Origin of the sequence: Streptomyces sp. NPDC093221 (genome assembly GCF_044753885.1) — a bacterium.
Taxonomy (GTDB): Bacteria; Actinomycetota; Actinomycetes; order Streptomycetales; family Streptomycetaceae; genus Actinacidiphila.
In genome coordinates this window covers 24,328-47,503 of sequence record NZ_JBIVOA010000004.1, presented here as the reverse complement: position 1 = coordinate 47,503, position 23,176 = coordinate 24,328, and the positions used below count along the sequence as shown (strand labels likewise).

Genomic DNA, 23,176 nt, shown 5'->3' with positions numbered 1-23,176 from the left:
TTGTCGCGCCAGTTGTGGATCGATTCCCGGGTCAGTCTGCGGCTCGTGAGGTCGATCATCGCTATGTTGATCATGGGTTTCGGAGCAGTGAGGGTGAGTTTCGTAGTCGCGGGCGGGCCCGCGGTGGTGCATGAGCCAGCCGAACGTCCGCGCGACGACCCAGCGCCGCGGAAGCACCTTGAAGCCAAGGGCACAAGTGAGAGCGACGATCCCTGCTGCTAGGATTACAGCATTTCCGTTTACCCCCTTAGAGCTCGTAACACGATCTTGTTGAAGCGCCCTGGTCGGGCGTGACCGGTAGGGCGATTCGACCGTTCGTGGGGTGTGAGAACTCTGCCGTGGATCGTGGACGACGACTTGTGGGCTCTGATCGAGCCGCTGCTGCCGCCCTGGCCCGAGCGGTCGCCGGGCCCGCAGCCGGTGGACGACCGGCTGTGTCTGCAGGGCATCCTGTTCGTGCTCCACAACGACATAGCCTGGCAACTGCTGCCGCCGGAGTTGGGATTCGGCTCAGGACAGACCTGCTGGCGGCGCCTGGACCGCTGGCAGCAGGCCGGAGCCTTCGACCAGCTGCACCGCATCCTTCTCGCCGAACTCAACGCGGCCGGCGAACTCGACTGGTCCCGGGCCTGCGTGGACGGCTCCCACATCCGCGCGAAAAAGGGGGAGCCGACACCGGTCCGTCGCCGGTCGACCGGCGCAAGACGGGCAGCAAACACCACCTGATCTGCGACGGCCGCGGCACCCCGCTCAAAGTCATCACCACCGCGGCCAACGTCAACGACGTCACCCAGATCCTCGCCCTGGTCGACGGCATCCCACCTGTCGCCGGCCGTCTCGGACGTCCACGCCGACGTCCCGACTCGCTGCTCGGCGACAAAGGCTACGACTCCAATCCCAACCGTCGAGAGCTACGCAACCGCCGGATCCTGCCCGTCATCTCCCGCAAAGGCGCCCCGAACATCCACGGCCTGGGCAAACTCCGCTACGTCGTCGAGCAGACCTTCGCGCTCCTCCACCAGTTCAAGCGCCTCGCCGTCCGCTGGGAACGCCGCACCAAACTCCACGACGCCTTCGTCTCATTGGCCTGCAGCCTCATCTGCTGGAGGCGGCGCAAGAAACACCGACCATGATCGTGTTACGAGCTCTGAGTGATGCCAGCGATTCCCAGTGCTGCGCAAAAAAATTATGAATATTGCCAGCGTTCGTGTTGCGTCTTTGCTCATTTTTCCCGTTTTCTATTATTGGCGAGAAGCCAGCGCGGACTCCCCGAACGGTTGGCCAGATCACCTGCTGGGGCGTAGACGCACGTGCCGGTGTTGGTCGACGCGGTGACCACGGATCCGAACGGCACGGGATCACGGCCATAGGCAGGGCCGGGTGCTGGCGCAACCACCGCGCCAGCACCCGGGGAAAGTCACTCTTTTCGCTGGAATGCCCAGAAGGCGATTCCCGCCAAAACCATGCCTCCAAGCAGAGGTGGCCAGGCCGCTCCTGCCAGGGCAAAGCACCCTGTCAAACCCAACATGACAGATGCTGAAAGGGACTTCACGCCGTACGATTGACGGTCGCGCCATCGAAAGAGCGCTCCACCGATGAAAACTATTCCAGCAACCACCAACAGCACTTCGAATAATACGTGCATTAATTTTTCACCTTACCAAATAGTGAATTCGTCGCCCTCATGGTCCACACTGGTGACCATGAGCGACGCACAGAACGAGGGAGCCCGGTCAGGCACCGCCGCCACCGACTCAGCAGCAGAGTTTCGCTGACACCTTCGCCAACTTGGCACTCGTCGGCACGGAGAAGAAGAGCGACGACCCGCCCGTGGTCACCCGGGTCGACCGCCCTGGAGAGACCCGGCAAGGCTGAGCGAGCGGCCCTGCTCTTCGATGCTCCCGGTGCCGAGCACCGGGAGCATCTGCATGTCCGCAGCACGCGGCGAAGTGCTTCCGCCGCCGCACAGGCGGCCTGGGTCAGGAGCGTTCGGCGGCGTACTGGCTGCCGATGGTCCACCAGTTGCTGAGGTCGGTGCCCGGCGGGAGCGGCTGACCGAACAGGCCGACCGCGTGGGCGACCGTCCTGGGTGACGTAGCGGTCGGCGTCGCAGCAATGGAGTTGGCGGCGAATCCGGTCGTCGCCCAGCCCAGCATCTGGAAGAAAGCGCCATTGGTGCCCACCATCATCTGCGTGTAGGCATGGGCGTCGGTCATGGCGTAGGACGACAGGTGGACCCACTCGTACAGGTTGTGGGGGAGTCGCTGCGATCCGTAGCGTGCGGACTCCGCAGGCACAGCCGGGGCCCGTTCGTTTCACGGGACCCGGCCCCGGACCAGGCTGCGCCAAGTGGTGAGGTGAGTCCCGGCAAGCGCTCGCCGCAGGACCGGTCGACCGCCGTGGTGCTGCACGAGCAGCCCGCCCTTCCCGATCCGGCCGACACGGACGACGACGGCCAAGAGCAGCAGTTGGTGCTCAGCCCGGAGCGGCTGGCCTGGCTCGAGGAACTGCGGCGCCGGATAGGCGCGCTCGCCCGCGAGACACCGAAGGCCAAACCGCGCAAGCGCCTCGACGGGACCGCGACGCCGCAGCGCCATCCCGGCTACCGGCCCCCCCGTCGCTGAGGGCCGTGCCGTCAGGAGTGTTCGTCGGCGCCGTACTGCTCGGTCGTGGGTGACCGTTGTTCACGGGTCAACTGACTGTGTGGTTCCGCTCCCGCCGCCGCCATCCCCCAGTAGAATCATTCACGCCGCGGACCGCGCAGCATGAGATAGGTCAGCGTTCCGGCGGCTGCGAGCGTAACGATTCCCACGCAGATGAATGCCACTCCGCCTGCGCCCTCCTCGTTACTTCCCTGGATGATAAGAAATACGGCAGCAATGAACGTGATGATGATGAAGATCATCATTCGCCGCGCCATATTCGGACCCGATTTTCCCATTCGGCACTCTTTCGGCGTGGTGGGTGACATTGCTATCGAAACCGCCGACGCACCAGGGGCTGCTCTGGAATCCGCGGTTGGAGTAAAGCTACTCTTTTTTGGGTCCTCGAATAATCAGAAAAAGCATCACAAGGGCACAAGCAAGAGCGACGATCCCTGCTGTTAGGATTACGGCATTTCCGTTTACCCCCTGAGTGATGCCAGCGATTCCCAGTGCTGCGCAAACAATTATGAATATTACCAGCGTTCGTGTTGCGTCTTTGCTCATTTTTCCCGTTTTCTATTATTGGCGAGAGAGCCAGTACGGAGTCCCCGGACGGTTGGCCAGATCACCTGCTGCGCACGCCTTCATCGCCGTCGTCCGCGCGGACGACGGCGACCGCCACCCCGCACCCGACACCCGCACCCCGCTCACCTGCAACGAACAACCCGTCTACGGCACGGACCACCGGTTCGGCTGGTCCGACTGGCGACGTCACCACCAGGCCCGCTCCCAGACCAGCCGCTACCGACGACAAGCAACTCAGACTTGAAGATCACGAACTACGACTGGAGTATTAACCCCGATGTTGCGAGACCAGCCCCGTACCCGAGTTGCAGTGTCGCGCTACTTCTTATTTTTGAACCTGAAGATGAAGAATATTACGCCTGCTACGACGGCGCACACGCAGGTAATTACGATATCCGTTCCGGTGCTACTGGGCAGGCTCGTCCCTCCGGCGGAGAAGTTTATTGGCATTATTGTGACTCCGGCCGCTTGTATTGGATGCCATGCTTACTCGTGTCGGGCCTATCGGAGGCCATTTTGCTTTTGCCTTCGGTATCGGACGAATCCGATGCCTAGGAGTGGGGCGATCAATACAGGAAGTGTGCCGCCCCAGGCCGAAGCCGCGCTTTTTCCGCTGGCGGTCATTATGAATCCAACGATCACGTAGAAGCCTAAGAAAGCCGCAGCGAGGTACAGCCAGCCGCGAGCGGAGTTTTTCTCGATTTTATCGGAAATGAATATCACCTCTCGAAGGGGGCTGGGGGGCGCTCCTGGAGAGAGCGCTCCCCCAGCGATCTAATTCACGACAGAGCTACCTGCACTGAATATGATGCGGCCACACCGAACGCATAGCAGCCTACGGTGGAAAGTCCGGCGGATTCAGGGGCTGTTGCTGCCTCACATACGGAACCGGCCACCACTCCGGCGCTGATGCTGGCGAACCCAGACGCCGCTCCTGAAATGTCTCCGCTCAGCAGGCTAGTGCCTGCCTGCAGCCAGTCATAAGCGTCGAGCCCTTTTGCGAGGCCACTAGTCACCGACGACAGTCCGAATTGCCCGGTGGGATCGGTGTTGTTGATGGGGTCGTCGGCTGCGTAGGCGTAGTGGTTGCCCTGGGCTGGGTCGGCGAGGAAGGAGTGTGCGTCTTGGGTGGTGAAGCGGCCGGTGGTGGGGTTGTACCAGCGTTGGCCGTATTTGATCCAGCCGGTGGTGCGGTCGTAGGTGCCGCCGACGTAGGTGTAGGTGCCGGTTCCGGTGGAGGTGGTGGCGGCGGTCATCTGGTCGGCGCCGTTGTAGGCAACCGAGGACAGTGACGGGGTTTTCGTGAGGTTCCCGGCGGCGTCGTAGGTGTAGCCGCTGGTGGTGATCTGGTTGGCGGCGTTGTGGGTGAGGGTGGTCGCGCCGGTGGCGGTGGTGCGGTTGCCGCGTATGTCGTAGCCGTAGCTGTACGTGGTCCCACCCCCCGAAGTCGCCACTGACGTCAGCCGGTTGCCCGGATCGTATCCGTAGGTCGTCGTTTTCCCCGTCAGGTTGTCCTTAGACCACTGCAGGAGGCTGCGGTCGTCGGCGGCGGCGGCGGAGCAGGTGGCGCCGGGTGTGCCGCCTGTGGCGCGGCAGTAGGTGACGTCGAACTGGCGGCTGGGTGAAGTGGCCGGTCCCTGGTCGGCCCAGACGCGGGAGGGGCGGCCGGAGGCGTCGAAGTCCTGGTGGACGTGGGCCTTGTAGATGGTGTGGTTGGTGTCGGTGCCGAACCAGGTGTCGGTGCGGCGGCCGTGGTCGTCGTAGGCGAAGCGGATCTTGGTGGAGGTCGGCGCCGCGGTGACGAGCTGGGTCAGCAGGTTCGCGTCGTCGTAGCTGTAGGTGGCGGTGCCGCGGGCGTCGGCGACAGTAGTCAGGTTCCCTGACTTGTCGTATCCGTAGGTGAGGGTGCCGCCGCCGGAGGTGGCGGTGCGGGTGGCCAGGTGCCCGAGGTCGTCGTAGGTGTAGGTGGTGGTGCCGGTGGCGTCGGTGCGGGTCCGGACCCGGCCGAAGCTGTCGTAGGTGTAGCCGACGGCGTGGGTGCTGTCGGAGTAGGTGACCGAGGTGATGCGGTCGGCGTCGTCGTAGCCGTAGGTGGTGGTGATGTTCCGGCCGTCCTTGGCCGTGGCCAGGCGTCCGTACTTGTCGTAGCTGAAGGTCTGCCCGCCCAGGGAGCCGCCAGCCACCGGAGTGACAGAGGTGGCCTGGTGGGTGGCGGAGTCATAGCCGTAGGTGGCGCTGTCGCTGTTGCCCGGGTCAGTGGACGTGGCGACGGTGCCGTCGCTGTTGTAGGTCACCTTGGCGACCGCGGCGTTGGCGTCAGTGGCCTGGTCGCGCTGCCCGGTACCGGAGTAGTGGTAGGTGCTGCTGTTGGACTGCGCGTCAGTGGAGGAGGACGGCAGATACTTCGTCGCCGCGGCCGTGTTCCCGTAGAGGGCGGACTGCGTGGCGCCGGTGGGCGAGGTCGTCTTCGTCAGCGACTCGCCGCTGTTGGCGTTGTACTCGTTCGACGTGGTGGACGCGCCGGTCCCGGCACCGATGGTGCTGGTGGAGGTGTCGAAGTTCGCGGTGTACGTCTTGGAACGGACGTTGCCGTCGGCGTCGGTGGCCTTGGTGACGTGCGCGGTGTTGTCTGCGCTGAGGTCGTAGGTGGTGTGCGGAACCGTGGAAACCGACTGCGTCTGGTTGGTGTCCGGCGCAGCCAGCAGGGTCTGCGTGGCAGACGGGTACGACAGCCGGGTGACGGAGTCGCCGGGGGAGCCGGTGGCGGTGTTGTGCTGGGTGACGGAGGTGACCCCGCGGGCGCCGTAGGTGAAGTTGGTGATGCCGCCGCCGGGGTTGGTGATCGACGTCAGCTTGTGCGCGGTGTAGCCGAAGGACGTGGTGCGGTTGAGGGTGTCCTTGACCGAGGCCAGGTCGCCGCTGCTGTTGACGGTGTAGGCCACGGTGCGGACCGAGCCGTCCGAGGCGGTCTGCTTCAGCGTCGTCACATGACCCGACGCATTGGCGTACACACCGGTCCGCTGCGTGGTGGTGCCCCGCGTCGCCACAATCGAGCCAGGCAGTGCGCCGGAGTAGCCGAGCGTGGTGGCGTTGCCGTTGCGGTCGGTGATCTTCGTGAGTTTCCCGGAGGAGTCGAACGTCTGCTTGGTCTGGCTGGAGTGGTCGGTCAGGGTGTAGGTGCCGTCGCTGTTCTTGACCAAGTCCGCCTTGAACCCGCCCGGCGCGGTGAAGCCGGTGCCGGTGGACACGAACAGGCCCGTCACACCGGCCCGGCCGCGGTAGGTCACCGACCCTTCCTCATGCACCGTCAGCGAGACGTCGTACGGCGTCAGCAGCCACCCGTACCCCGCCGGAGCCGACGTCGAGGTGAACCCGGAACCCAGCGACTCGCTGTTGTACGACGCGCCGAGACCGACATCGCCGTTGATCCCGGGCAGCGTCAGATCGCTGGTGGACACCAGTACATTCCCCGAGCCCACGTCGACCTGCGCCGAGACATGGTCGCCGGCGGAGAACGACAGCCGCGTCGCACCCGGCCGTGCACCCGCGCCCAGCATCGGCGAGACATGCGTGTCCTGAAGCGTCGTCAACGCCGAGCAGGTGCCACTCTGGCACGCCTGCACCTGCCAGTCGAACTCCGTACCGATCGGCATCGACACCGGCAGCGTCAGCCGGGCCACCGAGCCCGACGCCACCGTCACCGTACCGCCGTTGACCAGATCCCACGCCCCGCCAGCGGCATACGTCCCCGCGAAGAACTTCGCCGTGACCTGCCCGCCCGACGGGCCCGACACCTTCGCCGTCAGCACCGGCTTCACACTGTCCACCAGCGCAACAGCCTGCGTCGGAACATCCGGGGCCGCCGCCACCGCCGGCGCCCCCGACGCGATGACCACCCCCGTGGTCACCACACCAACAACCGCTCCCCAGCGGCCGAACACACATCTACGCACCCGCAGCCCACCCCCGTCAGAATCAGCGCTCCGCCGTCCGGCGGCACGCCTGAGACATCCTGAGGCAGGCCACGTACGGAACGTTGCCGTCCGGCAACTGATTGCGGAGCGTGATGGGGGTGGCGTTCGGTCATCTCGGGAACATTCCGGCGGTCTGCCAGTGATCCACGGGGCAACAGGGATCCTGCCGATGGAGTCCCGGCCCGCGGGAGTCATTGACCGGGGATTGAGCCGGGCAACGAGGAGGAGAGACCTTCCTCATGACATGACCCGCGTCATCCGGGGGAAAGCCCGCAGCCATCAGGGCGCCCCCACGCGGGCATCGAGTCCTCACCGCAGCCGGGCCGACATCGCGGGGCGGCCGAAAGATCCGTGTTATGGCCGGTACCGTCCTGCCGGCCACGGGCCAGTGGCCGGGCGCACAGGTGCGGCTGCGGGTCAGCGCCACGGCGTGGGCGGGCCTGGACCGCGGGCACGGGATCCTGCGCGGGCGCCGGGCCCCGGGTGACTGCCGCCGGGACCGGCATCCACCCGGGCCGCGCCGTCGAGGTGTGGCTGCCCGGACCGGACGGACGCGCCGTCCAGGAGTTCGACAGCGAGGTGTTCGACCTCTTGGACGGCGGCCTGCTCAGGACCGGACACCCCGCCACCGCGCCGCGCCGCGGTCGACACCTGGACGGCCGGACCGGGGGTGCATCGGCGGTCACCGCGGTCTGACTTTCCGGCGCCTGACGGATCGAAGGGGGCGGCTCCTGGTTGGCGACGTGCCCGGCAGGGGTGACGGTGCCCGGTGCGGGACGGGTTGTCCGGTACGAAGCGGTCATGATCCTTTCTTCGATGCGGCGTACGGTCTTCGCCTCCGGTGCCGCTCTGGCCGTCCTGACCCTGCCGCTCGCGGGCCCGGCTGCCGCGGCTTCCGTGCCCACATCCGGCACGGCGGGGGAGACGGTTTCCCTTCCGGTGAGCCAGGCGCTGGCGGCGCTTCCGGTCCGGGCGGAGGACCGCACCGGGTACGAGCGCAGCAAGTTCCGGCACTGGATCGACGCCGACGGCGACGGGTGCTCGACCCGGCAGGAGGTGCTGAAACGGGACGCGCTCACAGCCCCGGTCCAGGGCCCGCGCTGCGCGCTGACCGGCGGCACCTGGCTCAGCCCGTACGACGACATGTACATCGACGACGCGAGCAAGCTCGACATCGACCACCTGGTATCTGCACCTACGGCGAGCTGAGAACGCGATGTCCCAGGTACAGCTGTCGACGGCATGGCGCCCACAGAACTCGCCGCAGGCACGCGCCTTTCCGCTCCTCCTGACACTGGAGCTGTGAGCGCTGACGCCCAGGTTGGCTACCAGTGCTCAGTAATGGTGCCGTCAGCGTTGATCTCCTCGCGTACCGTCGCGGCGTGCCGCTTCCAGACCGGCATCTCCGCTTCCGCAGTCGCACGAAGCCAGTCTGTGAAAGAGGCATGGCTGCGGAAGGGAACGTCGCCGTTCATGCCCTCGGAGTAGGACCAGACCTCGGGGTCTGGCCCGGTGCCGCGCATGAACTCGAACTGGTAACCCTGATGCATGGTGAAGACGCGGTCAGTTGGTTCGAAGTGGAAGGGGGAGTCGTTCTCCTCGAGAAGCTCGCGGGCCGCCTCTCCCAGTCCAAGAACGCGGGAGTAGTAGACGTCTTCCCCACGCATGAATCGACCTGCGCCACCGCCGATCAGCGAGAGGAACTCTCGGTAGGCATCTGCCATCGGAACCTGCTGGTCACGCTCGACCGCCAGCACGGCCTCTGCCGGCAGGCCCCGGATCTGCTCGGGGCGGGCCGTGGTCCCATCGGTGATGGCGTGGACGACAGCGCGAACCCGCTGCGCCGCTGTAAGCCTTCCAGGTTCGTCCCACGCGGTCGGCCATCGCTCCGTCGGAGAAGGTACGGCTGAGCTCTCTTCCCGGCGTCGCTTCCACCACATCTGGCACCTCATGCCCTTTGACGACTCGGTCACAGGCTGTCTACCAGAGCGCGAGGTGCCTGGGTCCGTCAGGCCTCGTAGTGGGCCAGGCGCCTGCGCAGGTCCAGATTCTCACCTTGGGCCACCTCCAACCCGCCGGGTCCGCACGCAATGGGGGTCCGAGCGCGAGCCGTGCGTTTTGGACGGTCCTTCCGGCAGATGCGAGCGGGCCGCCTACAGCGGCGAGCTCTGCCGCACCCACTACTCGCGTTGGCGACGGCGCACGGATCAGCAAGCCACGGTCGGGGAATGGCTGGCCGCCACCACCGCGGAGCCGCTGGCGGCAATGCCGACCTGCATCGTCCGGGGCTGTTTCAACCAGCGGGTGGTCTCCGGCCTCTGCAATACGCACCACCAGACGTGGGAGCGGGACAAGCGGCTGGGCGCCATCCGCGACCCCGAGCGGTGGGCCAGCCAGGCGGCCACCCGGCTGCTCACCAACCAGTTCACGCTGCGGGACCTGGCGGAACCTGTCCGCTGGGAGTTGCTTTACGGCCTGCAGCAGCGGGATGCCCGTGGCGGGGTCATCTAGCCGATGGCCACCCGCCTGCTGACCCGCCGGCTGGAGGGGGTCCCGAGTCTGCTGACCGTGGACGTCGAGTCCTTCGTCGAGGGGTTCACCAACTACAACAACCTTGTGGCCTTGATCCGGGAGGCCGTCCGGGGCCTACGCCGGGCCTCGCTCTCGTTCCGCGGGCTGGCCCCCACCGATGCCGACGCCTGGGACCTGGGCTGGATGAATCTGCGGTCCACGGCACTGGGCGGGCGCCGCTACCGGCCGGGGCAGGTCGACGCGTCGGCCATCCGTCAGCCGTGGCTCCGGGAAGTGATCAAGACATGGGCCGACACCGTCAGCCTGGACAGTGGCAAGTTCAAGCGGGTGTTCGCCGCCTGCGTCGTCGCTTCCGATGCCCTGCACGCCCGGCCCGGCGGGGGCCAGGACTACACGAACCTGCGGTTCGCCGACATGCAGGCGGTCTTCACCGAGATGAGCCGCATCCGCCGCACCGCCGATGACGAACTCGCCAGCCGGAGCTATCGCCAGCAGTCATTCGGGGGCTTCGTCGAGATCGTCGACTTCGGCCGCAAGACGGACATGCTGACCGGCATGCCCGGCAGCTTCGACCGGGACAAGACACTGGTCCTGCCGCCCGAGGAGACAAGCGAGGACGCCGCCGGCCGGGCCGTCCCTGAGCCCGTCATCACACAGCTTGACGCCCACCTCGCTCTGATGGGAGCCGGCTTTTCCTACGGCGAGATGGAGCCGGCCGACGTCGAGCTGATGATGCAGACGGCCTACCTGGTCCTGCGCGACACCGGCCGCCGCCCCGTCGAGATCGCCAGTCTGAGGCTGAAGTGCCTGGAGACCCGGAGGGACGAGAACACCCTCGTCTGGGACAACGTCAAGAAGCGCCGCTACGGCCGGAAGCTGCCCATCACCCGCGAGACAGCCGACGTGATCAGGGCCTGGCAGGGCCGTCGACGTCAGCTGGAGGTTCCCCCTCGCAGTCGGAAGTTCCTGTTCCCGTCGATCACCGACCGCAGCGGGATCGCGCACATGGGGGCCGGCCTGGCCGCCGCGATGCGGGAGTGGGTCGCGGCGATCCCGGTGCTGCTGAGCGATGAACTGGACGAGCACGGAAACAGGCTTCCGTTCGACCGCTCGCTGATCTTCCCCTACGCGTTCCGGCATGCCTATGCCCAGCGTCACGCTGACGCCGGCGTCCCAGTTGACGTGCTGAAAGAGCTCATGGACCACCGGTCGATCGTCACGACGATGTCGTACTACCAGGTGTCCCTGAAGCGGAAGCGCGAAGCGATCACCACCATGCGGAGGCACACCATCGACCGTTCCGGCCGCCCCGCGCCGTTCACCAGCACGACCGACTATGAGGCCCAGTCGGTCGCCGTTCCGTTCGGCAACTGCCGCGAGCCCAGCAACGTCAAGGCCGGCGGCAAGGCATGCGCGATCCGTTTCCAGTGCGCCGGCTGCGGCTTCTATCGCCCCGACCCGTCCTACCTGCCGGCGATCGAGGAGCACGTCAACGACCTGCGAGCCGACCGCGAGACCGCCAGGGCCATGGACGCCGACGATTTCGTGGTCCGCAATCTCGCCGACCAGATCACCGCGTTCACGACCGTCGCCGACACGATGCGCGACCGGCTCTGCAAGCTCCCCCAGGACGAGCGCGAGGAGATCGAGGAGGCCAGCTCGATCCTGCGGAAGGTCCGGGCCACTCGGGACCACAAGCTGCTGCCGCTGACCGTGATCCGCGAGGAGGCCTCAGATTCCTGCTGAGACATCCCAGAAGTCTTCTCGGACACCTGCTGAGGTCCTCAAAGCCGCACGTCAGCGGGACAGTGCAGACAAGCGGGGACGCGTCCTGAAGGCTGTCCAGGACATGCTCCGGGACAAGCGCCCCGTCACTTTTGCCGCGGTCGCCCGGGAAGCTGGCGTCTCCAGCTGGCTCGTCTATGCCCCTGGCCTGCGTGAACGCATCGATCAGGCACGGGCCCGCCAGGGTGCTCAAGGCCACCAGGACCAGCAGAGCGGGCGGAAGGTCTCCACCACCAGCGAGCAGACCGATCTGCTTCTCGCTCGACAGGAGATCAAGCGGCTCCGGACCGAGAACGGCCAGCTGCGGCAACAAGCCCGCACCCATCTGGGACAGCAGGTCGAACAGCTCGGCAACCACGACCTGGTCGACCGCGTGAACGAGCTCGCGGAGGAGAACCTCCGGTTGTCCACGGCAGAACGGCAAGCGACCACTCAGAATGCGGAACTGCAGCAGCGGGTCGCCGAGCTCGAAGATGACCTCGCCGCCGCCCGCACCAGCCTCCGCCGCATGATCCGCAACGAGAATCGTCCCTGATCCAGTGCGTCACGGCCAGCCGATGGCACCCCGAGAAAAGCCCTGCGGCGGCGGAGCCGTTGACGACTACGATCACCCGATGACGACCCTCCGATACCCCGCCAAGCCCCACCCTGGAGATCGCGTTGCGGTCCTCTCCCCCTCGTCCGGCCTGCCCGGGCTCCTGCCCATGCCCTACGAACTGGGACTACGCAGGCTCCAGAATGACTTCGGGCTGGAGACGGTGGAGTACCCCACGACTCGCCAGATGGGCGCGACCCCACAAGAACGCGCCGCCGATATCCACGCGGCCTTCGCCGACCCCCAGGTCAAAGCAGTGATCTCCAGCATCGGCGGCGACGACCAGATCAGCGTGCTCCCGCACCTCGACCGCGGTCTTCTCCGCGCCAACCCCAAGCCCTTCTTCGGCTACAGCGACAACACCAACCTGCTGATTTTCCTCCGGAACCTAGGCATCGTCGGCTACCACGGTGGTTCGGTAATGGTCGAGCTCGGACGGCCCGGCGCCATGCACCCGCTGACCGAAGAATCCCTCCGGGCGGCCCTGTTCACGTCGGGCGAGTACGAGCTCACGCCCTCCAAAGCTTCCGGAGACGTCAACCGCTCCTGGGAGGACCCGCAGACGTTCGAAGCCGAACCGGAGATGGAACCCGCCGGGGGATGGACCTGGAACAACGCTGACCGGGTAATCGAAGGGAGCAGTTGGGGCGGCAACCTGGAGATCCTGTCCTGGTTGCTGATGGCCAACCGCGAAATACAACAGGCCGACACCTACTCCGGCAACGTCCTCTTCCTGGAGACATCCGAAGAAATGCCGGGAGCAGAGGAGGTCTACCGAATTCTGCGCAACATGGGCGAACGCGGACTCCTCCGCCAGTTCCCGGCGCTACTGATGGGCCGGGCCAAGAGCTGGTCATTCGAACAACGGCTGACCGTCCAGGAGCGAACGGACTTCCGGCAGCAACAGCGCGAAGCCGTCCTGCGGGCACTCAGCCAGTACGCCCCCGACACGATGACGGTGTTCGACGTCGACCTGGGCCACACAGACCCGCAGATCGTCATCCCCTACGGCGGTCGTATCCGAGTCGACGGCCCAGCACGTCGAATCAGTGTCACCTACTGATCCATCCGCTGGGTTCTGCGGAACGCACTTCTTGGGCGTTCCAGGCACTGATCAAGATCGCGGACATCCCGGTGAGACGCGCACTCAATCGCTCTGCCAGTAGGCCGTACCTAACGTGCATCACACCATCGCATGCCTGTGAACTGCATAAAGACCTGCGCAACCCCAGATAACGATCGTGGTCGTCGCATACATCGAGGTCTGATCCTCATCGGACGACCTGGTGCTCTACGCGGGATAAGCCGCGGCCGAGGGCGGCGCGCCAGACCTCGCCGGGGGTGATGATCTTGGCGGCGAGGCGGTGGTATTCGGCGAGCGCGTCGGTGTCGCATCCGGGGCGGTGGGGCCGGTTGGGCCGGGCGTCGGGGTAGCGGTCTCTCCAGCCCGAGAGCAGTCCGACCTCCTTCCCGCATGCGGCCCAGCAGCCGGCCCGCACGGTCAGCACAAGATCACCGGGTAACCGGACACTGATCGCTGCGGGGCCCGCAGGATTCGGAGAGCCCGGCCACCGGCCTCGGGACTGCCGCGGCTGCGCCGGCCAGTCCTTGTTCCAGCCACGGGTCTCGATCTCCTGGACGACACCGCCGGTCACCAGGGCCTCGATGCTGTCTGCCAGCTCACCCGCTCGCCGCAGGCGGGTCTTTTCTTCCTCCCACAAGTCCCGGCGCGCCCTCGCCTCTCGTCCTGTGAGGCCGCGGGTGTTGGCGAGCTCGTGCGCACGGACCCGCTCGCGTTCCTTGACGAAGTGCGGCCTGAGCGCCGTGAGCTTGATCCTCGTGGTGCTCGGCACGGAGATGGTCACGGTGATCTTGCCGGCGTTGTTCCCCAGCGTGGTCATGTCGCCCGCCGCCGGCTACGCCTCGTCGGCGGCGGCCGCCGCGTTGGCGTACATCTCGCGCAGGTTTCCAAGGGCGAGGGCGGCGGTCTTGCGCACCGCATCCGGGGTCAAGCCCAGTTCGACGGCGATGCGGCCGGGCGTCTTGTCCTCCAGGTAGGTCATCGTGATCACCTGGCGCTGACGGCGGGGAAGGCCGGTGATCTTGATCATCAGCTCTTTGATGCTCTCGTTGTTGAAGACCACGGTGTCGGCGGACTCCGCCACGGCGTCCGCCGACTCGAACAGCTCGGGCGTGCTGACCGGCGTCTCCCGGCTGCGTGCCTGGCGACGCGAATGGTCGACGGCGGCGTGCCGGGCGCTGGTCAGCAGGAGGGCGCGAACGTTGCCGACCTCGTGGCCCCGGGCGTACTGCACGTACTTCCAGGCGACGTCGGACAGCACGTCGTCGGCCTCGTGGTCGTTCAGGCCGCGGAAGTGCAAGTACTTCCGGATGACCTCCTGGTGCAGGCTGAACTCCGACCAACGGCGGTCGATCTGTTCTTTGCTGTCCGGCCCGGGTGCGGACAGGGCTGTTGCCCCGTCCGCATCCGCGGACGGGGCAACAGGCCGGGCACCGGTGGACACGGTTACCAGCCGAAGGAAAGCTTGCGCTTGCCATTCACGCGCTTCAGCACCATCTGCTCGGGCATCAGCCCACGGAGCGCGTCCGCGAAGCGGTACGCCACGCCGTAGACCATCTCCGCGGCCAGCAGCGCAATCGCGACGGCGAGCACGCTCTCCAGGGAGTTCTGCCAGCGCGCGTCACCGTGTATCACGCGCATGACCTCGACCACGATGACCGTGATCTTGACCGTGTTTCGGCTGCGGCGCCGCCACGGGGCCGGCCGCTCCACGCACTGCGCCACCTTCAAGGTGCGCGGACGCGCCTTCTTCGCCATTTCGTCTCCTATGTTGCGAATTACCCCTGCGGATCGGCGCCTTGCTGACACTGGGAAGAGCCGTTGCCGAGAACCGAAGGGGGTTGAAGTGTCCGAAATAGTGCTCTACCGCCAGCGCTCTGTCACCTCAGGTGAGGGCAGCTGCCGGATGAGAGGCAAGTTTGAACAGTGCAGGCAGAGGAGCCAGCGACTGGCAGGACAGCCGTACCGCGAGCGCCGGATCGTGACGTAGATGACACGACCGTGCTTCGCGAATCTGAACCGGGGTCCGCCGCCTTCGGCTCTTCCCAAAGCGGCAGCGGCGGACCCGGTAGGAGACGTATGGCGATACGTCTTCACTCCCATAGCCGTGCGCGGGGCCAAAATCAGGACATGCGTGTGGCGCACGTCACACCGCTGAACGAGGGCCTGTAGGGCCGCCTCCCGGGGCCATGCCGGAAAGGCTGCTGAAGCGGTACGGGGCCTGAGGAACATCGGAACGAAAACCGGCGCTAAGCCCGCGTCGGCCCTGGTGGGCAGCTGACGGCCGCTCGGCGCGTGTCGCGGTCTGAAGTCTTCCCACGGATAACGCCCTATTATCGGTGCTATCACCGAGCGCGACCTGCGGGGACGTCTTTCGCACACTGCGTGAAGCGACCCTGTTATCTGTAGCAAGGGGGAGACGGTGCCCGCGGTCCTGCTGCTGCCGACCGGGAAGGCGCTGACCGTCCGGACGGCGGCCGACGCCTTCCTCGACTCGCTGACCAACCCGAACACCGTTCGGAGCTACGGCATCGCTGTAGGGAAGACCGCCGAGCGGATCGGCGGGGGCCGGCCGCTGGCCGCCGTCGCGGACGACGAGCTCGGCGAGGCGCTGGAGCTGCTGTGGGGCAGCTCGGCGGTGAACACCTGGAACGCCCGCCGGGGCGCGGTGCTGTCGTGGACGAGCTGGTGCGCCGAGCGCGGCTACGACGGCCCGGCGATCCCGGCCTGGGCGAAGCGGATGCCGCCCCCGGATTCCGACACCCCGGTGCGCTCGAAGATGGCGATCGACCGGCTGATCGCCCGCCGCGACATCCACCTGCGGGAGAAGACCCTGTGGCGGATGCTCTACGAGACCTGCGCCCGCTCCGAGGAGATCCTGGACCTCAACATCGAGGACCTCGATCTGGCTGGGCGCCGCTGCCCGGTGAAGGCCAAGGGTGCCCAGCCGAAGGTGCGCCGGCGCGGCGCGTCCCGCGCCGACTACGTGCTGGAGACGTGTTCTGGGACGCCGGGCACCGCCCGGCTGCTGCCCCGCCTGCTCAAGGGCCGCACCCGAGGACCGGTGTTCGTCACCCACCGCCGACCCGGCCCCGGCAAGGTGCTCTCCGCCCGGGACATCTGCCCCGACAGCGGTCTCGCTCGCCTCTCCTACGGCCAGGCCCGCGCGCTGCTCGACCAGCACACCGCGCACGCCGGGCCGGGCACCGGCTGGGACCTGCACGAGTACCGGCACTCCTCCCTGACCCACCTCGGCGAACAGAACGCCTCGGAGTTGATGCTGATGGCCAAGTCCCGGCACAAGAAGGTGGAGAACATCCGCCGGTACTTCAAGCCCTCGGCGGATGCCATCGCGGGCGTCACCGCCCTGCTCGCGCCCGGCGACGCCCGGCGCTGACGAGGTCGAGGTCCTGGCGGGTTCCGGCCTCGGGATCAATCGGGCGGCCGTGAGCGGTGAGGACGGATCTTGCTCACTGCGCCCCCTGTTCCCCACGGCCGCCATCCCCGGATTGACCACGTCTTGGCGGCTGCAACACGACGGCACCGCCGCCGGGTTCGGGCCGGGCGGCGGTGTCCCGGCCCGAGGGCCAGCGCCGCGAAGGGATCGGTCAGCAGTCCGAGAACTGCCTCGCCCCTGCGGGGAAGCCGAACAACGGCTTCCCCGCAGGGTGTCGTGTTTCTACCGCGTGGCCCGCAATCACATGTCATCGGCTGCGTCCGGGGCGCGCAGGGGACGCAGGCCCCCCGGGCAGGTCAGGAAGCTGGAAGAAATACCGCCCCAGCACGTTGATGTGGTAGCGCACGAACGGGGAGAGCCGGGCGACATCCTCGTCGCGTCCACGGCGCGCATCCCCAGTGCGGCGATCTCCTCAGCTGCCAACCACACCGATTCCACGCCATCGATCCGGGCCACGGCCGACCCCGTACTTGGCCGACAGAGCCCCGCTGGAATCCGCCGCCCACAACACGACTTCAACAACGGGCACTCACCGGGGGCTACACGTCGTTGAAGCCAGCCGCGAGCTCGACGGGCCCTGGCAAACAGGGCGGCGCACCTGGGGAGGACGTCACCGTACACATCGGCGACTGACGCTCCGGCCCGAGCTGTCGCGCGCCCGCTGCCCGGCCAGGGGCAGTCTGTACACGGCGGTGCGCCCGTGAGAGGAAGGTGCGGCGGAACAAATCTCTGGGCCGGGCTGCGGGGCCAGGCCTGCTGTCGCTCGGCGCAACCGGCGCCGGTCTACCGCTGTCTGGTGGTCAGCCGTACCGGAGCCAAGGTCGCCTCTTCCACAGGGAGACCGTGGCTACGGAGCATGCACCAGGTGTCCTCGAGCCGGGCGATGCCCACCCATATCTCAGGCGTCATGTGATGGACGTCCAGCTCGTAGCGACCCCAGCTGGCGGTCACCTCATGCGTGGTCCAGACGTCGGGACGCGTCTGTGTGAGCGCTGCCGCCACGGCACTCTCGAAATCCTCCCCGCCTGTGGTCAGGCCTCCGGCGGGAGATGTTCCGTGCGTATCGACCAGGATGTGGCGCACGGTGTTTTCCAGGGACTGTTGCCGGAACATCGCGAGGTCCGTCGTGTACTGGCGGGGCTGGCTGGCGACGACAAGCCGACGGCCGCTCTCGTCGGTATGGCTGATCGTGTAAGGAGGCGTCAGATGCTTCCAGAGGACAACGCCCCTGCGGCGGCTTCGTACGCGCTGGTTGAGGTGGCGTCGGCCGCTAAAGCCAGGCCCGAGTCCGTAGACCACAGCCGGTTCATCCGAGTACGGCTTGCCGGTCATTGCCTGTTGTAACTGGCGGCGTCGTACCCACTTCGCGAAGACCATGAGATAACCGTAGCCCGCTCCCCCGTACCGGGGAAGCGGGCCGAATCCACCAGGCTAGACCGCGCACGCCAGTTCAGCTATGGACGGTAATGCAGGGCGTTCCGCCCTCGGAGCCGCCCCAGTAGTTGCACAGTTTGGTGCCGTCCTTCCATGAACGCGGCAAGTCGTCGAACCTTGATTGGTAACGGCCAGCGCCGTACCACGGCTGGTAAAGGACCTCCAGCACGGTCGTATTGACGATGTAGCTGGCTGGCACTGTCCCGGCGGCGCAGGAACAGAAATAGGCGTCCGTGGTCCAGTTGCTGACTGTGAGACCGGAGCCGGTGACTTCGATGCAGGTGGCGAAGGCGCTGCCTGTTGGATTGCATTTGCTGGCGCTGTTGGGCGAAACCGACGATTTGACGGCCGACTGAGAGACGCCGGGGACGTCCTTGACGTGACCGACCAGGACGTACTCCGGGTAGTGCGTCCCCTGGGGCGGCTTGGGCAGAGACGGTGAGTCTCCCGGCACACGGGTGAGCGTCACCTGCTGGTTCCCTTCAATGTGGGTTCCAAGCTTGACGGAGGAGATCCACGAAAAGTCATCGGGCGAGGCATGGGCCGATGCCGGCCCACTCCATGCGAGAACAACCGCGAACGCGATCGTTAGCGCACCGAGGAGCTTCGAAATCCGAAAGCGTAAAGTCATGCGACCCCCTTCGGTCTATGGTGTCGAACAATAATATTCGCCCGACCTGGAGAGACGATTCTTGTCGAGCCGTCGGAACAGGAAAGCCAAGAACGCCACCTTGGCTGATTCTTTACTGCATATGACTCAAATCATCGCGGAATATTGCACTCCGAATGAAATGGGAATATTTCAGTCCGAGCGGAATTTTATATTTCGCTTCAGGTGACGTCTGCGCCGACCGGCATAACTGCAGGCCGGGGCCCAAGGCAGACCACACGCCGACGTTATGGAGCAGACGACGGGCGGGCGGCGTCGGTGGGCCGACCGGCTCGCCGACGCTGCGGAGCAGGTGAGGGGCTGGAGGTGCGGGTGAAGGCGGTACGGGGCACCGTGGTCTTCTCGGCCGGTGGCGCTGCCCCGCGTCCGGATTCGGTCCGTGAGGCGATCGGCGGGTCCGGCGAGTCGGGGTGGCCGGGACGGGTGCTGAACGGCCCCCGCCCGGACGGAGGCCGGGGCGGGAGCCGTGTGCGCCCGTTCCAGGATCTCGGCACGGTTCGGGCGCTGGTGCCCTTCCGAACCAGAAAGGGCGGCGGCTGTGGGGCCGTCGGGTCCATTGACGCGTGCCAGCGGGGGTGGTGCGGCGGGATCGGGCGTTTCTGCCCTCAAACAGGTACAAGGTGGCATCATCGGCGCCCGCCGACAGGGGAGTTGGGGTAGGGCCGCGGAACGTCGCCCCCTAATGTTCCGTGATCATGGATCTACGTGGAGTTATCGACCGGGCCCGGCCATGCTGGCGTCTGGTCCTCCGCCAGGCGTGCTCGGACCGGCGGTGTGACGACGGGATCCGGCTGGACACCGGCGCGGAGTGCGCCAACTGCGGCAACGTGGTCCACATCCGGCGTGCTCACCGCGCCCGGATCGCGGCGGAAGTCGAGGCGCAGTTGCCCGGTCTGACCGAGACCGAGCGCCGCCAGGTCCTCGAGGAGCGGCTGCGCGCGCAGGCCGCCCTGGAGGCCGAAGACCTCGCGTGGCGGCGGGAGCAGGCGGCAGCCGAGCAGGCCCGGCGGGATGCGGCCCGGGTGGCTGACCTGGAGCGGGCCGATGCCGAGCGCGCGGCCGCGGCCGTCGCCGAAGCGGCCCGGCAGGCGCTGCCGTGCACCGACTGCGGGCAGTCGCAGGCAGGCGGGCTGTGCGAGACGTGCGACTGCCGACGCCGCACCGAGGCGCTGGTCGTGGAGGCCGGGCTGGTCGCGGCTGCCTGGTCGGCGGCCCTGGACGACCCGGGCGACGTCGCCGACGTCGTCGACCACGTCCGGGCAGAGCTGGACGCCGGTATCGGCGTCGCCTGGCGCGAGTTCCTGGAGCTGGTGGAGCCGGGCGAGATGGAGTCAGACCCTGCCCGGACAGCGTTGGCGCAGGCGTTGACCGCGCTGCAGGTGGCGGAGCAGGCGGCCCCGGAGTACCGGCGGTGCGCACTGGAGATGCTGGCCCGCACCCCGGAAGCCGAAGCCGAGGCGGAGCGGGCGTACGCGACCGAGCAGCGCCGCCGCTGGTTCCGTGCCAACCCCAATGGCGCGGACGCCCTCGCTGCGGCCGCCAAGGCCGCTGATGCCGCGAGGGAGCGCACCGCGCAGTTCCTGCTGAACGAGCGCCTGGAGCAGCTGCGCGAGCAGAGCGCCGCACGTGCCGCGACGGCCGGGGCGGTGATCGCGTGACCAGCGACGTGAGCGGGGTCGACCTGGCCCGCCAGGCCCTGCTGGCCGCCTGGGAACAGGCGAAGAAGGACGGCGCTGCGGTGAAAGGAGCCGAAGCGGCGCACCCGGCAGGCGGTGCGGCGCGACGGCCGCGAGCCGCTCGGACTCGGCGAGGCGATCGGCATGATGATGACCGAGCGCGGCCTGACCGTCCCGGCAGCCGGCGGCAGCGTCCTCGCCGCGGCCGCGCCCGAGCTCGTCGGCCACGTCCCGGCCGTGAAGTTCGACTCGGACACCGGCCGCCTGGGCGTCGTCCTCGACTCGCCAGCCTAGGGCACCAAGCTGCGCTGGAGCGCGCAGGCGCTGGTCCACTCGTTGACGACGGTCCCGGCCTCTTGAACGGTACCGGAGCAAACCTGGGTTTCTCCGAGCCTGCCGAACTGAGGGGCACTGGCGGAACCCGCTGATCAGCGGGTAGCTGGCCGATCGTCAGGGTGTTCGTTTCCCATCCTCATACGGAATTGCCCGGGAGGTAGAGCGCAGCGAGGCGCGGCAGTCGGCGGTGCATCTGTTCGTCGTCGTCGAAGTCGAAGTCCTCGCCCATGTCCTGCGCGGCCTGCTCATGAGGTTGGGCCTTCCGGTACTGGTCCCATGCCTCGTAGAAGTCGTGCCTGTCGCCGGTCAGTTGCCCGAACGCATCGGCGGCGGCGTAGTTCACTTCTTCGTCGAAGAGGACGTGGTCCTGGCCCGCCTCTGCTGCTGCGGCGATGAGCGGGTGCTCAGCCAGGCTGTCGGGATTGGCGGCTACGCGCTCATACCAGGCCTGGCCTTCGGCAATGACGCCAGCGCGGAAGTCGGTGAAGCTGTCGTCGGAGCAGCCGCCGCCGATCAGATATGCCGCTGCCCAGACGTCCCACCGATACAGGGCGCCACGGAATGCGTCGAAGCGCTCCTGGTACTCGAGGATCTCGCGCTTCGAACGTGCTGTCAGTGTTTCGACCAGTGCCCGGTCGAAGGAGCCTTCCGCCGTGGTGCGCGAGCTAGCGGCCTGTATGAGCTGCCAGAAGTCTTCCGATTCCATGACCGGTCACTCTGCCATCCAGGTCCGACAGACGCCCGTGGGCCCCGCTGCCGGGGAAAGTGCCCTGTCCATTGCAGAAGCAGGACTGGACTGGGTCTCGCTCAGCTCAAGAGGCCCCTGCGGTTCAGCGAGTTCATGAGTTCGGTGCGCGCCTCAAGGAAGGCGTCACGAGCCCCAGACAGGTCGGCCAACGTCTGCTGGTACCGCTCGGGGTCAGAGCGCTTCCACTCCGGGGGGACCTCTACGTAGGCCGGGGGGCTGGAGCCGTTGTCCGGGTCATGCATGCCGTCGAGTTCGTCGATCAGTCGGCGGAGGCTGTCCATGAACGTAGCGTGCGCGTTCGCCAGCTCAGGATCGAGGAATTTGATGTCGTTGTCGGTGATGAGGGCATCCCAGGCCGTGTCGATCGCTCGCGTGACGTCCGCCCTGACCCTGCGCATCGTTGGCCGGCCTTGGAGCATGCGGAGCCAGGGCGCGTCAAAGGGCATCGCAGCGAGGATCCGCTGCGTCTTGGACCGGTCCGCGGTGTTCCCGTGGAGTGCGACGGACCCCTCGGTCGCCCGATGCACGCCGCTGTCGTCAGCAGTTGGGGCTCCGATGGCCACCCACCCTGCGGACAACTGGCGGTGAGCCTCCTGACGGCTCCAGAAAACAGTCTGGTCTCCCCGTCGCACGGGCACAGCGAGACCTGTGACTGACTGCGAGTCCGTCCCGATAGGCGCCGGAATCACGAACGGGCGCGCGCTGGCAGGCTGAGCTGGGACGTCAATGCTCAACACTCCCTTGTCATCACCCCACTTGACCCAATTCAGCTCCAGGCCCTCGATGTGCGGGTAGACCCGCTCGTCGATCAGCTTGCGGTACGTCTCAGTGTCGACCAGCGTCCGTGGCACTGCGTTGACTTTTGAGACGGTCTCCACCCCGTTGGCCTTGGTCACCTTGAAGCCGATGATGAGCAGCCCACCGGTCGCGGTGTTGGCAAAGCCAGCGACGTCCTTGACAAGCTCTTCCTTGTGGTGGGGCCCCTTGTCGACCATGTAGGGCGCAGACTTCACGTCCATCCATCCGCACTCGTCGAGGCCTATCAGTGCCGCAAGGTCTCCCGCGCTGAGCGCCGCACGTACGTCTTCGATGTTCACGGGGCCCAGCATGGACCAGGGCGGCGCTGTGAGCGGCGTGAACACTGCGCTCAGCGCCCCTCCAGCGCGTATTCGGGGGGCCCGCAAGGCCCCGACGCCTTGGCCCGTCTGAGAGGCAGATCCGGCTGTCGCAGGAGGTCGTCGAGCCAGGCGCGTATGGCGTAGGTGAGGGCCAGCAGGCCGGGTGAGAAGACACCGGCCCATGCCGTGCCCAGGAGGAAGGGGTTGAGATGGATGCCGTGGATGTTGCTGAAGACCACCGCGACCAGCACGGTCGTCCCGAGTGCCCCCAGGAGCAGTAGTAGGTCTATCAATGTACGTCGCATTCGGAGATGTCCGTAGAGCAGGGCGACCACCAGATGGAAGAGGACGATGCTGGGGGGCAGGAGCCAGTAGTTCGGTCCGCTGGCGTCGTCGGAGAGGTAGGCGACGTTGCCGGTCACGAAGGCTACGAGCGTCAGGTGGGCGAGCGCCAGGGCGGTCAGGACGGTCCGTGTGGCCGGGTGGGTGGCCTGGTGGGCGCCGGCAGTCTTCAATACGTGGGGTGCCGCCGGCACGGGG

General features: G+C 66.9%; 23 protein-coding genes and 2 pseudogenes. 12 read left to right on the top strand and 13 right to left on the bottom strand.

Annotation, left to right across the window (positions count from 1 at the left end; translation table 11 throughout):
• Positions 1 to 99 precede the first annotated feature (99 nt).
• Positions 100 to 192 (bottom strand): annotated as a pseudogene (locus tag ACIQCJ_RS17110) (IS5/IS1182 family transposase); the annotation flags it as partial.
• A 141-nt stretch (positions 193 to 333) separates the two neighbouring features.
• Here ACIQCJ_RS17110 and ACIQCJ_RS17105 point away from each other — a divergent pair.
• Positions 334 to 1,133, top strand: a protein-coding gene (locus tag ACIQCJ_RS17105) for an IS5 family transposase (RefSeq protein WP_402712123.1) whose coding sequence is annotated in 2 segments (ribosomal slippage) — positions 334 to 664 and positions 664 to 1,133 — 801 coding nt in all. Because the reading frame shifts where the segments join, the coding sequence is not laid out codon by codon here.
• 846 nt (positions 1,134 to 1,979) lie between these two features.
• Here ACIQCJ_RS17105 and ACIQCJ_RS17100 read toward each other — a convergent pair.
• Positions 1,980 to 2,216, bottom strand: a complete 237-nt coding sequence (locus ACIQCJ_RS17100; RefSeq protein WP_391050041.1) for a hypothetical protein — start codon at positions 2,214 to 2,216, stop codon at positions 1,980 to 1,982.
• Positions 2,217 to 2,357: 141 nt separating this feature from the next.
• On the opposite strand from ACIQCJ_RS17100, the gene ACIQCJ_RS17095 reads away from it, so the two are divergent.
• On the top strand, positions 2,358 to 2,624 hold the full coding sequence (locus tag ACIQCJ_RS17095; RefSeq protein ID WP_402711789.1) for a hypothetical protein: 267 nt from the start codon (positions 2,358 to 2,360) through the stop codon (positions 2,622 to 2,624).
• A gap of 116 nt (positions 2,625 to 2,740) precedes the next feature.
• On the opposite strand, the gene ACIQCJ_RS17090 is transcribed toward ACIQCJ_RS17095, so the two are convergent.
• Complete coding sequence (locus ACIQCJ_RS17090; protein ID WP_402711788.1) at positions 2,741 to 2,908, bottom strand: hypothetical protein; 168 nt, start codon at positions 2,906 to 2,908, stop codon at positions 2,741 to 2,743.
• 371 nt (positions 2,909 to 3,279) lie between these two features.
• Here ACIQCJ_RS17090 and ACIQCJ_RS17085 point away from each other — a divergent pair.
• Positions 3,280 to 3,474, top strand: a pseudogene (locus tag ACIQCJ_RS17085) (IS701 family transposase); the annotation flags it as partial.
• 535 nt (positions 3,475 to 4,009) lie between these two features.
• Here ACIQCJ_RS17085 and ACIQCJ_RS17080 read toward each other — a convergent pair.
• Entirely contained in the window at positions 4,010 to 7,057 is a 3,048-nt protein-coding gene (locus tag ACIQCJ_RS17080) for an RHS repeat domain-containing protein (protein WP_402711787.1), read from the bottom strand.
• 630 nt (positions 7,058 to 7,687) lie between these two features.
• Here ACIQCJ_RS17080 and ACIQCJ_RS17075 point away from each other — a divergent pair.
• Entirely contained in the window at positions 7,688 to 7,900 is a 213-nt protein-coding gene (locus ACIQCJ_RS17075; RefSeq protein WP_402711786.1) for a hypothetical protein, read from the top strand.
• 105 nt (positions 7,901 to 8,005) lie between these two features.
• On the top strand, positions 8,006 to 8,413 hold the full coding sequence (locus ACIQCJ_RS17070) for a hypothetical protein (protein WP_355343426.1): 408 nt from the start codon (positions 8,006 to 8,008) through the stop codon (positions 8,411 to 8,413).
• A 116-nt stretch (positions 8,414 to 8,529) separates the two neighbouring features.
• Here ACIQCJ_RS17070 and ACIQCJ_RS17065 read toward each other — a convergent pair whose 3' ends face one another.
• Positions 8,530 to 8,961, bottom strand: a complete 432-nt coding sequence (locus ACIQCJ_RS17065; protein ID WP_355343423.1) for a hypothetical protein — start codon at positions 8,959 to 8,961, stop codon at positions 8,530 to 8,532.
• Positions 8,962 to 9,469: 508 nt separating this feature from the next.
• Between ACIQCJ_RS17065 and ACIQCJ_RS17060 the strand changes: the two genes are divergently transcribed.
• The 4 genes from ACIQCJ_RS17060 to ACIQCJ_RS17045 all read left to right on the top strand — a co-directional run bounded on the left by ACIQCJ_RS17060 (position 9,470) and on the right by ACIQCJ_RS17045 (position 13,179).
• Positions 9,470 to 9,715: a hypothetical protein gene (locus tag ACIQCJ_RS17060; RefSeq protein ID WP_402711785.1), complete on the top strand. Its 246-nt coding sequence runs from the start codon at positions 9,470 to 9,472 to the stop codon at positions 9,713 to 9,715.
• 3 nt (positions 9,716 to 9,718) lie between these two features.
• Positions 9,719 to 11,482, top strand: a complete 1,764-nt coding sequence (locus ACIQCJ_RS17055) for a tyrosine-type recombinase/integrase (protein ID WP_402711784.1) — start codon at positions 9,719 to 9,721, stop codon at positions 11,480 to 11,482.
• A complete protein-coding gene (locus ACIQCJ_RS17050) occupies positions 11,472 to 12,056 on the top strand; it encodes a DUF6262 family protein (RefSeq protein WP_391052830.1) in 585 nt (194 codons plus the stop codon). Before ACIQCJ_RS17055 ends, ACIQCJ_RS17050 begins: the two co-directional genes overlap by 11 nt.
• A gap of 79 nt (positions 12,057 to 12,135) precedes the next feature.
• Positions 12,136 to 13,179, top strand: a complete 1,044-nt coding sequence (locus ACIQCJ_RS17045) for an LD-carboxypeptidase (RefSeq protein ID WP_391052787.1) — start codon at positions 12,136 to 12,138, stop codon at positions 13,177 to 13,179.
• Positions 13,180 to 13,387: 208 nt separating this feature from the next.
• Here the strand turns inward: ACIQCJ_RS17045 and ACIQCJ_RS17040 are convergent, their stop codons facing one another.
• Genes ACIQCJ_RS17040 through ACIQCJ_RS17030 form a run of 3 tightly spaced genes read right to left on the bottom strand, consistent with a single transcriptional unit; the run spans position 13,388 to position 14,955 of the window.
• A complete protein-coding gene (locus tag ACIQCJ_RS17040) occupies positions 13,388 to 14,017 on the bottom strand; it encodes a hypothetical protein (protein WP_402711783.1) in 630 nt (209 codons plus the stop codon).
• 15 nt (positions 14,018 to 14,032) lie between these two features.
• Entirely contained in the window at positions 14,033 to 14,641 is a 609-nt protein-coding gene (locus tag ACIQCJ_RS17035) for a sigma-70 family RNA polymerase sigma factor (protein WP_402711782.1), read from the bottom strand.
• A 2-nt stretch (positions 14,642 to 14,643) separates the two neighbouring features.
• A complete protein-coding gene (locus tag ACIQCJ_RS17030) occupies positions 14,644 to 14,955 on the bottom strand; it encodes a hypothetical protein (protein ID WP_402711781.1) in 312 nt (103 codons plus the stop codon).
• Between the two features lie 664 nt (positions 14,956 to 15,619).
• On the opposite strand from ACIQCJ_RS17030, the gene ACIQCJ_RS17025 reads away from it, so the two are divergent.
• Positions 15,620 to 16,594, top strand: a complete 975-nt coding sequence (locus ACIQCJ_RS17025; RefSeq protein WP_402711780.1) for a tyrosine-type recombinase/integrase — start codon at positions 15,620 to 15,622, stop codon at positions 16,592 to 16,594.
• 843 nt (positions 16,595 to 17,437) lie between these two features.
• Here the strand turns inward: ACIQCJ_RS17025 and ACIQCJ_RS17020 are convergent.
• Together ACIQCJ_RS17020 and ACIQCJ_RS17015 are read right to left on the bottom strand one after the other, a co-directional pair.
• A complete protein-coding gene (locus ACIQCJ_RS17020; protein ID WP_402711779.1) occupies positions 17,438 to 18,031 on the bottom strand; it encodes a hypothetical protein in 594 nt (197 codons plus the stop codon).
• 73 nt (positions 18,032 to 18,104) lie between these two features.
• Complete coding sequence (locus ACIQCJ_RS17015; RefSeq protein WP_402711778.1) at positions 18,105 to 18,719, bottom strand: hypothetical protein; 615 nt, start codon at positions 18,717 to 18,719, stop codon at positions 18,105 to 18,107.
• A gap of 734 nt (positions 18,720 to 19,453) precedes the next feature.
• Between ACIQCJ_RS17015 and ACIQCJ_RS17010 the strand changes: the two genes are divergently transcribed.
• On the top strand, positions 19,454 to 20,416 hold the full coding sequence (locus ACIQCJ_RS17010) for a hypothetical protein (protein WP_402711777.1): 963 nt from the start codon (positions 19,454 to 19,456) through the stop codon (positions 20,414 to 20,416).
• 114 nt (positions 20,417 to 20,530) lie between these two features.
• A complete protein-coding gene (locus tag ACIQCJ_RS17005; RefSeq protein ID WP_402711776.1) occupies positions 20,531 to 20,728 on the top strand; it encodes a hypothetical protein in 198 nt (65 codons plus the stop codon).
• A 178-nt stretch (positions 20,729 to 20,906) separates the two neighbouring features.
• Here ACIQCJ_RS17005 and ACIQCJ_RS17000 read toward each other — a convergent pair whose 3' ends face one another.
• The 3 genes from ACIQCJ_RS17000 to ACIQCJ_RS16990 form a co-directional block, all read right to left on the bottom strand.
• Positions 20,907 to 21,476, bottom strand: coding sequence for a DUF4240 domain-containing protein (locus ACIQCJ_RS17000; RefSeq protein WP_402711775.1), 570 nt, complete (start codon positions 21,474 to 21,476; stop codon positions 20,907 to 20,909).
• Positions 21,477 to 21,577: 101 nt separating this feature from the next.
• Entirely contained in the window at positions 21,578 to 22,615 is a 1,038-nt protein-coding gene (locus ACIQCJ_RS16995; RefSeq protein WP_402711774.1) for a helix-turn-helix domain-containing protein, read from the bottom strand.
• Between the two features lie 50 nt (positions 22,616 to 22,665).
• Positions 22,666 to 23,151, bottom strand: a complete 486-nt coding sequence (locus ACIQCJ_RS16990; protein ID WP_402711773.1) for a hypothetical protein — start codon at positions 23,149 to 23,151, stop codon at positions 22,666 to 22,668.
• Between the last annotated feature and the right edge of the window lie 25 nt (positions 23,152 to 23,176).

Bases quoted from the DNA above. Each gene is read 5' to 3' on its own strand.
- ACIQCJ_RS17100 (WP_391050041.1), bottom strand. From the start codon at position 2,216: ATGACCGACGCCCATGCCTACACGCAGATGATGGTGGGCACCAATGGC.
- ACIQCJ_RS17090 (WP_402711788.1), bottom strand. From the start codon at position 2,908: ATGATGATCTTCATCATCATCACGTTCATTGCTGCCGTATTTCTTATC.
- ACIQCJ_RS17070 (WP_355343426.1), top strand. From the start codon at position 8,006: ATGATCCTTTCTTCGATGCGGCGTACGGTCTTCGCCTCCGGTGCCGCT.
- ACIQCJ_RS17060 (WP_402711785.1), top strand. From the start codon at position 9,470: ATGCCGACCTGCATCGTCCGGGGCTGTTTCAACCAGCGGGTGGTCTCC.
- ACIQCJ_RS17055 (WP_402711784.1), top strand. From the start codon at position 9,719: ATGGCCACCCGCCTGCTGACCCGCCGGCTGGAGGGGGTCCCGAGTCTG.
- ACIQCJ_RS17045 (WP_391052787.1), top strand. From the start codon at position 12,136: ATGACGACCCTCCGATACCCCGCCAAGCCCCACCCTGGAGATCGCGTT.
- ACIQCJ_RS17040 (WP_402711783.1), bottom strand. From the start codon at position 14,017: ATGACCACGCTGGGGAACAACGCCGGCAAGATCACCGTGACCATCTCC.
- ACIQCJ_RS17030 (WP_402711781.1), bottom strand. From the start codon at position 14,955: ATGGCGAAGAAGGCGCGTCCGCGCACCTTGAAGGTGGCGCAGTGCGTG.
- ACIQCJ_RS17020 (WP_402711779.1), bottom strand. From the start codon at position 18,031: ATGGTCTTCGCGAAGTGGGTACGACGCCGCCAGTTACAACAGGCAATG.
- ACIQCJ_RS17015 (WP_402711778.1), bottom strand. From the start codon at position 18,719: ATGACTTTACGCTTTCGGATTTCGAAGCTCCTCGGTGCGCTAACGATC.
- ACIQCJ_RS17010 (WP_402711777.1), top strand. From the start codon at position 19,454: ATGGATCTACGTGGAGTTATCGACCGGGCCCGGCCATGCTGGCGTCTG.
- ACIQCJ_RS17000 (WP_402711775.1), bottom strand. From the start codon at position 21,476: ATGGAATCGGAAGACTTCTGGCAGCTCATACAGGCCGCTAGCTCGCGC.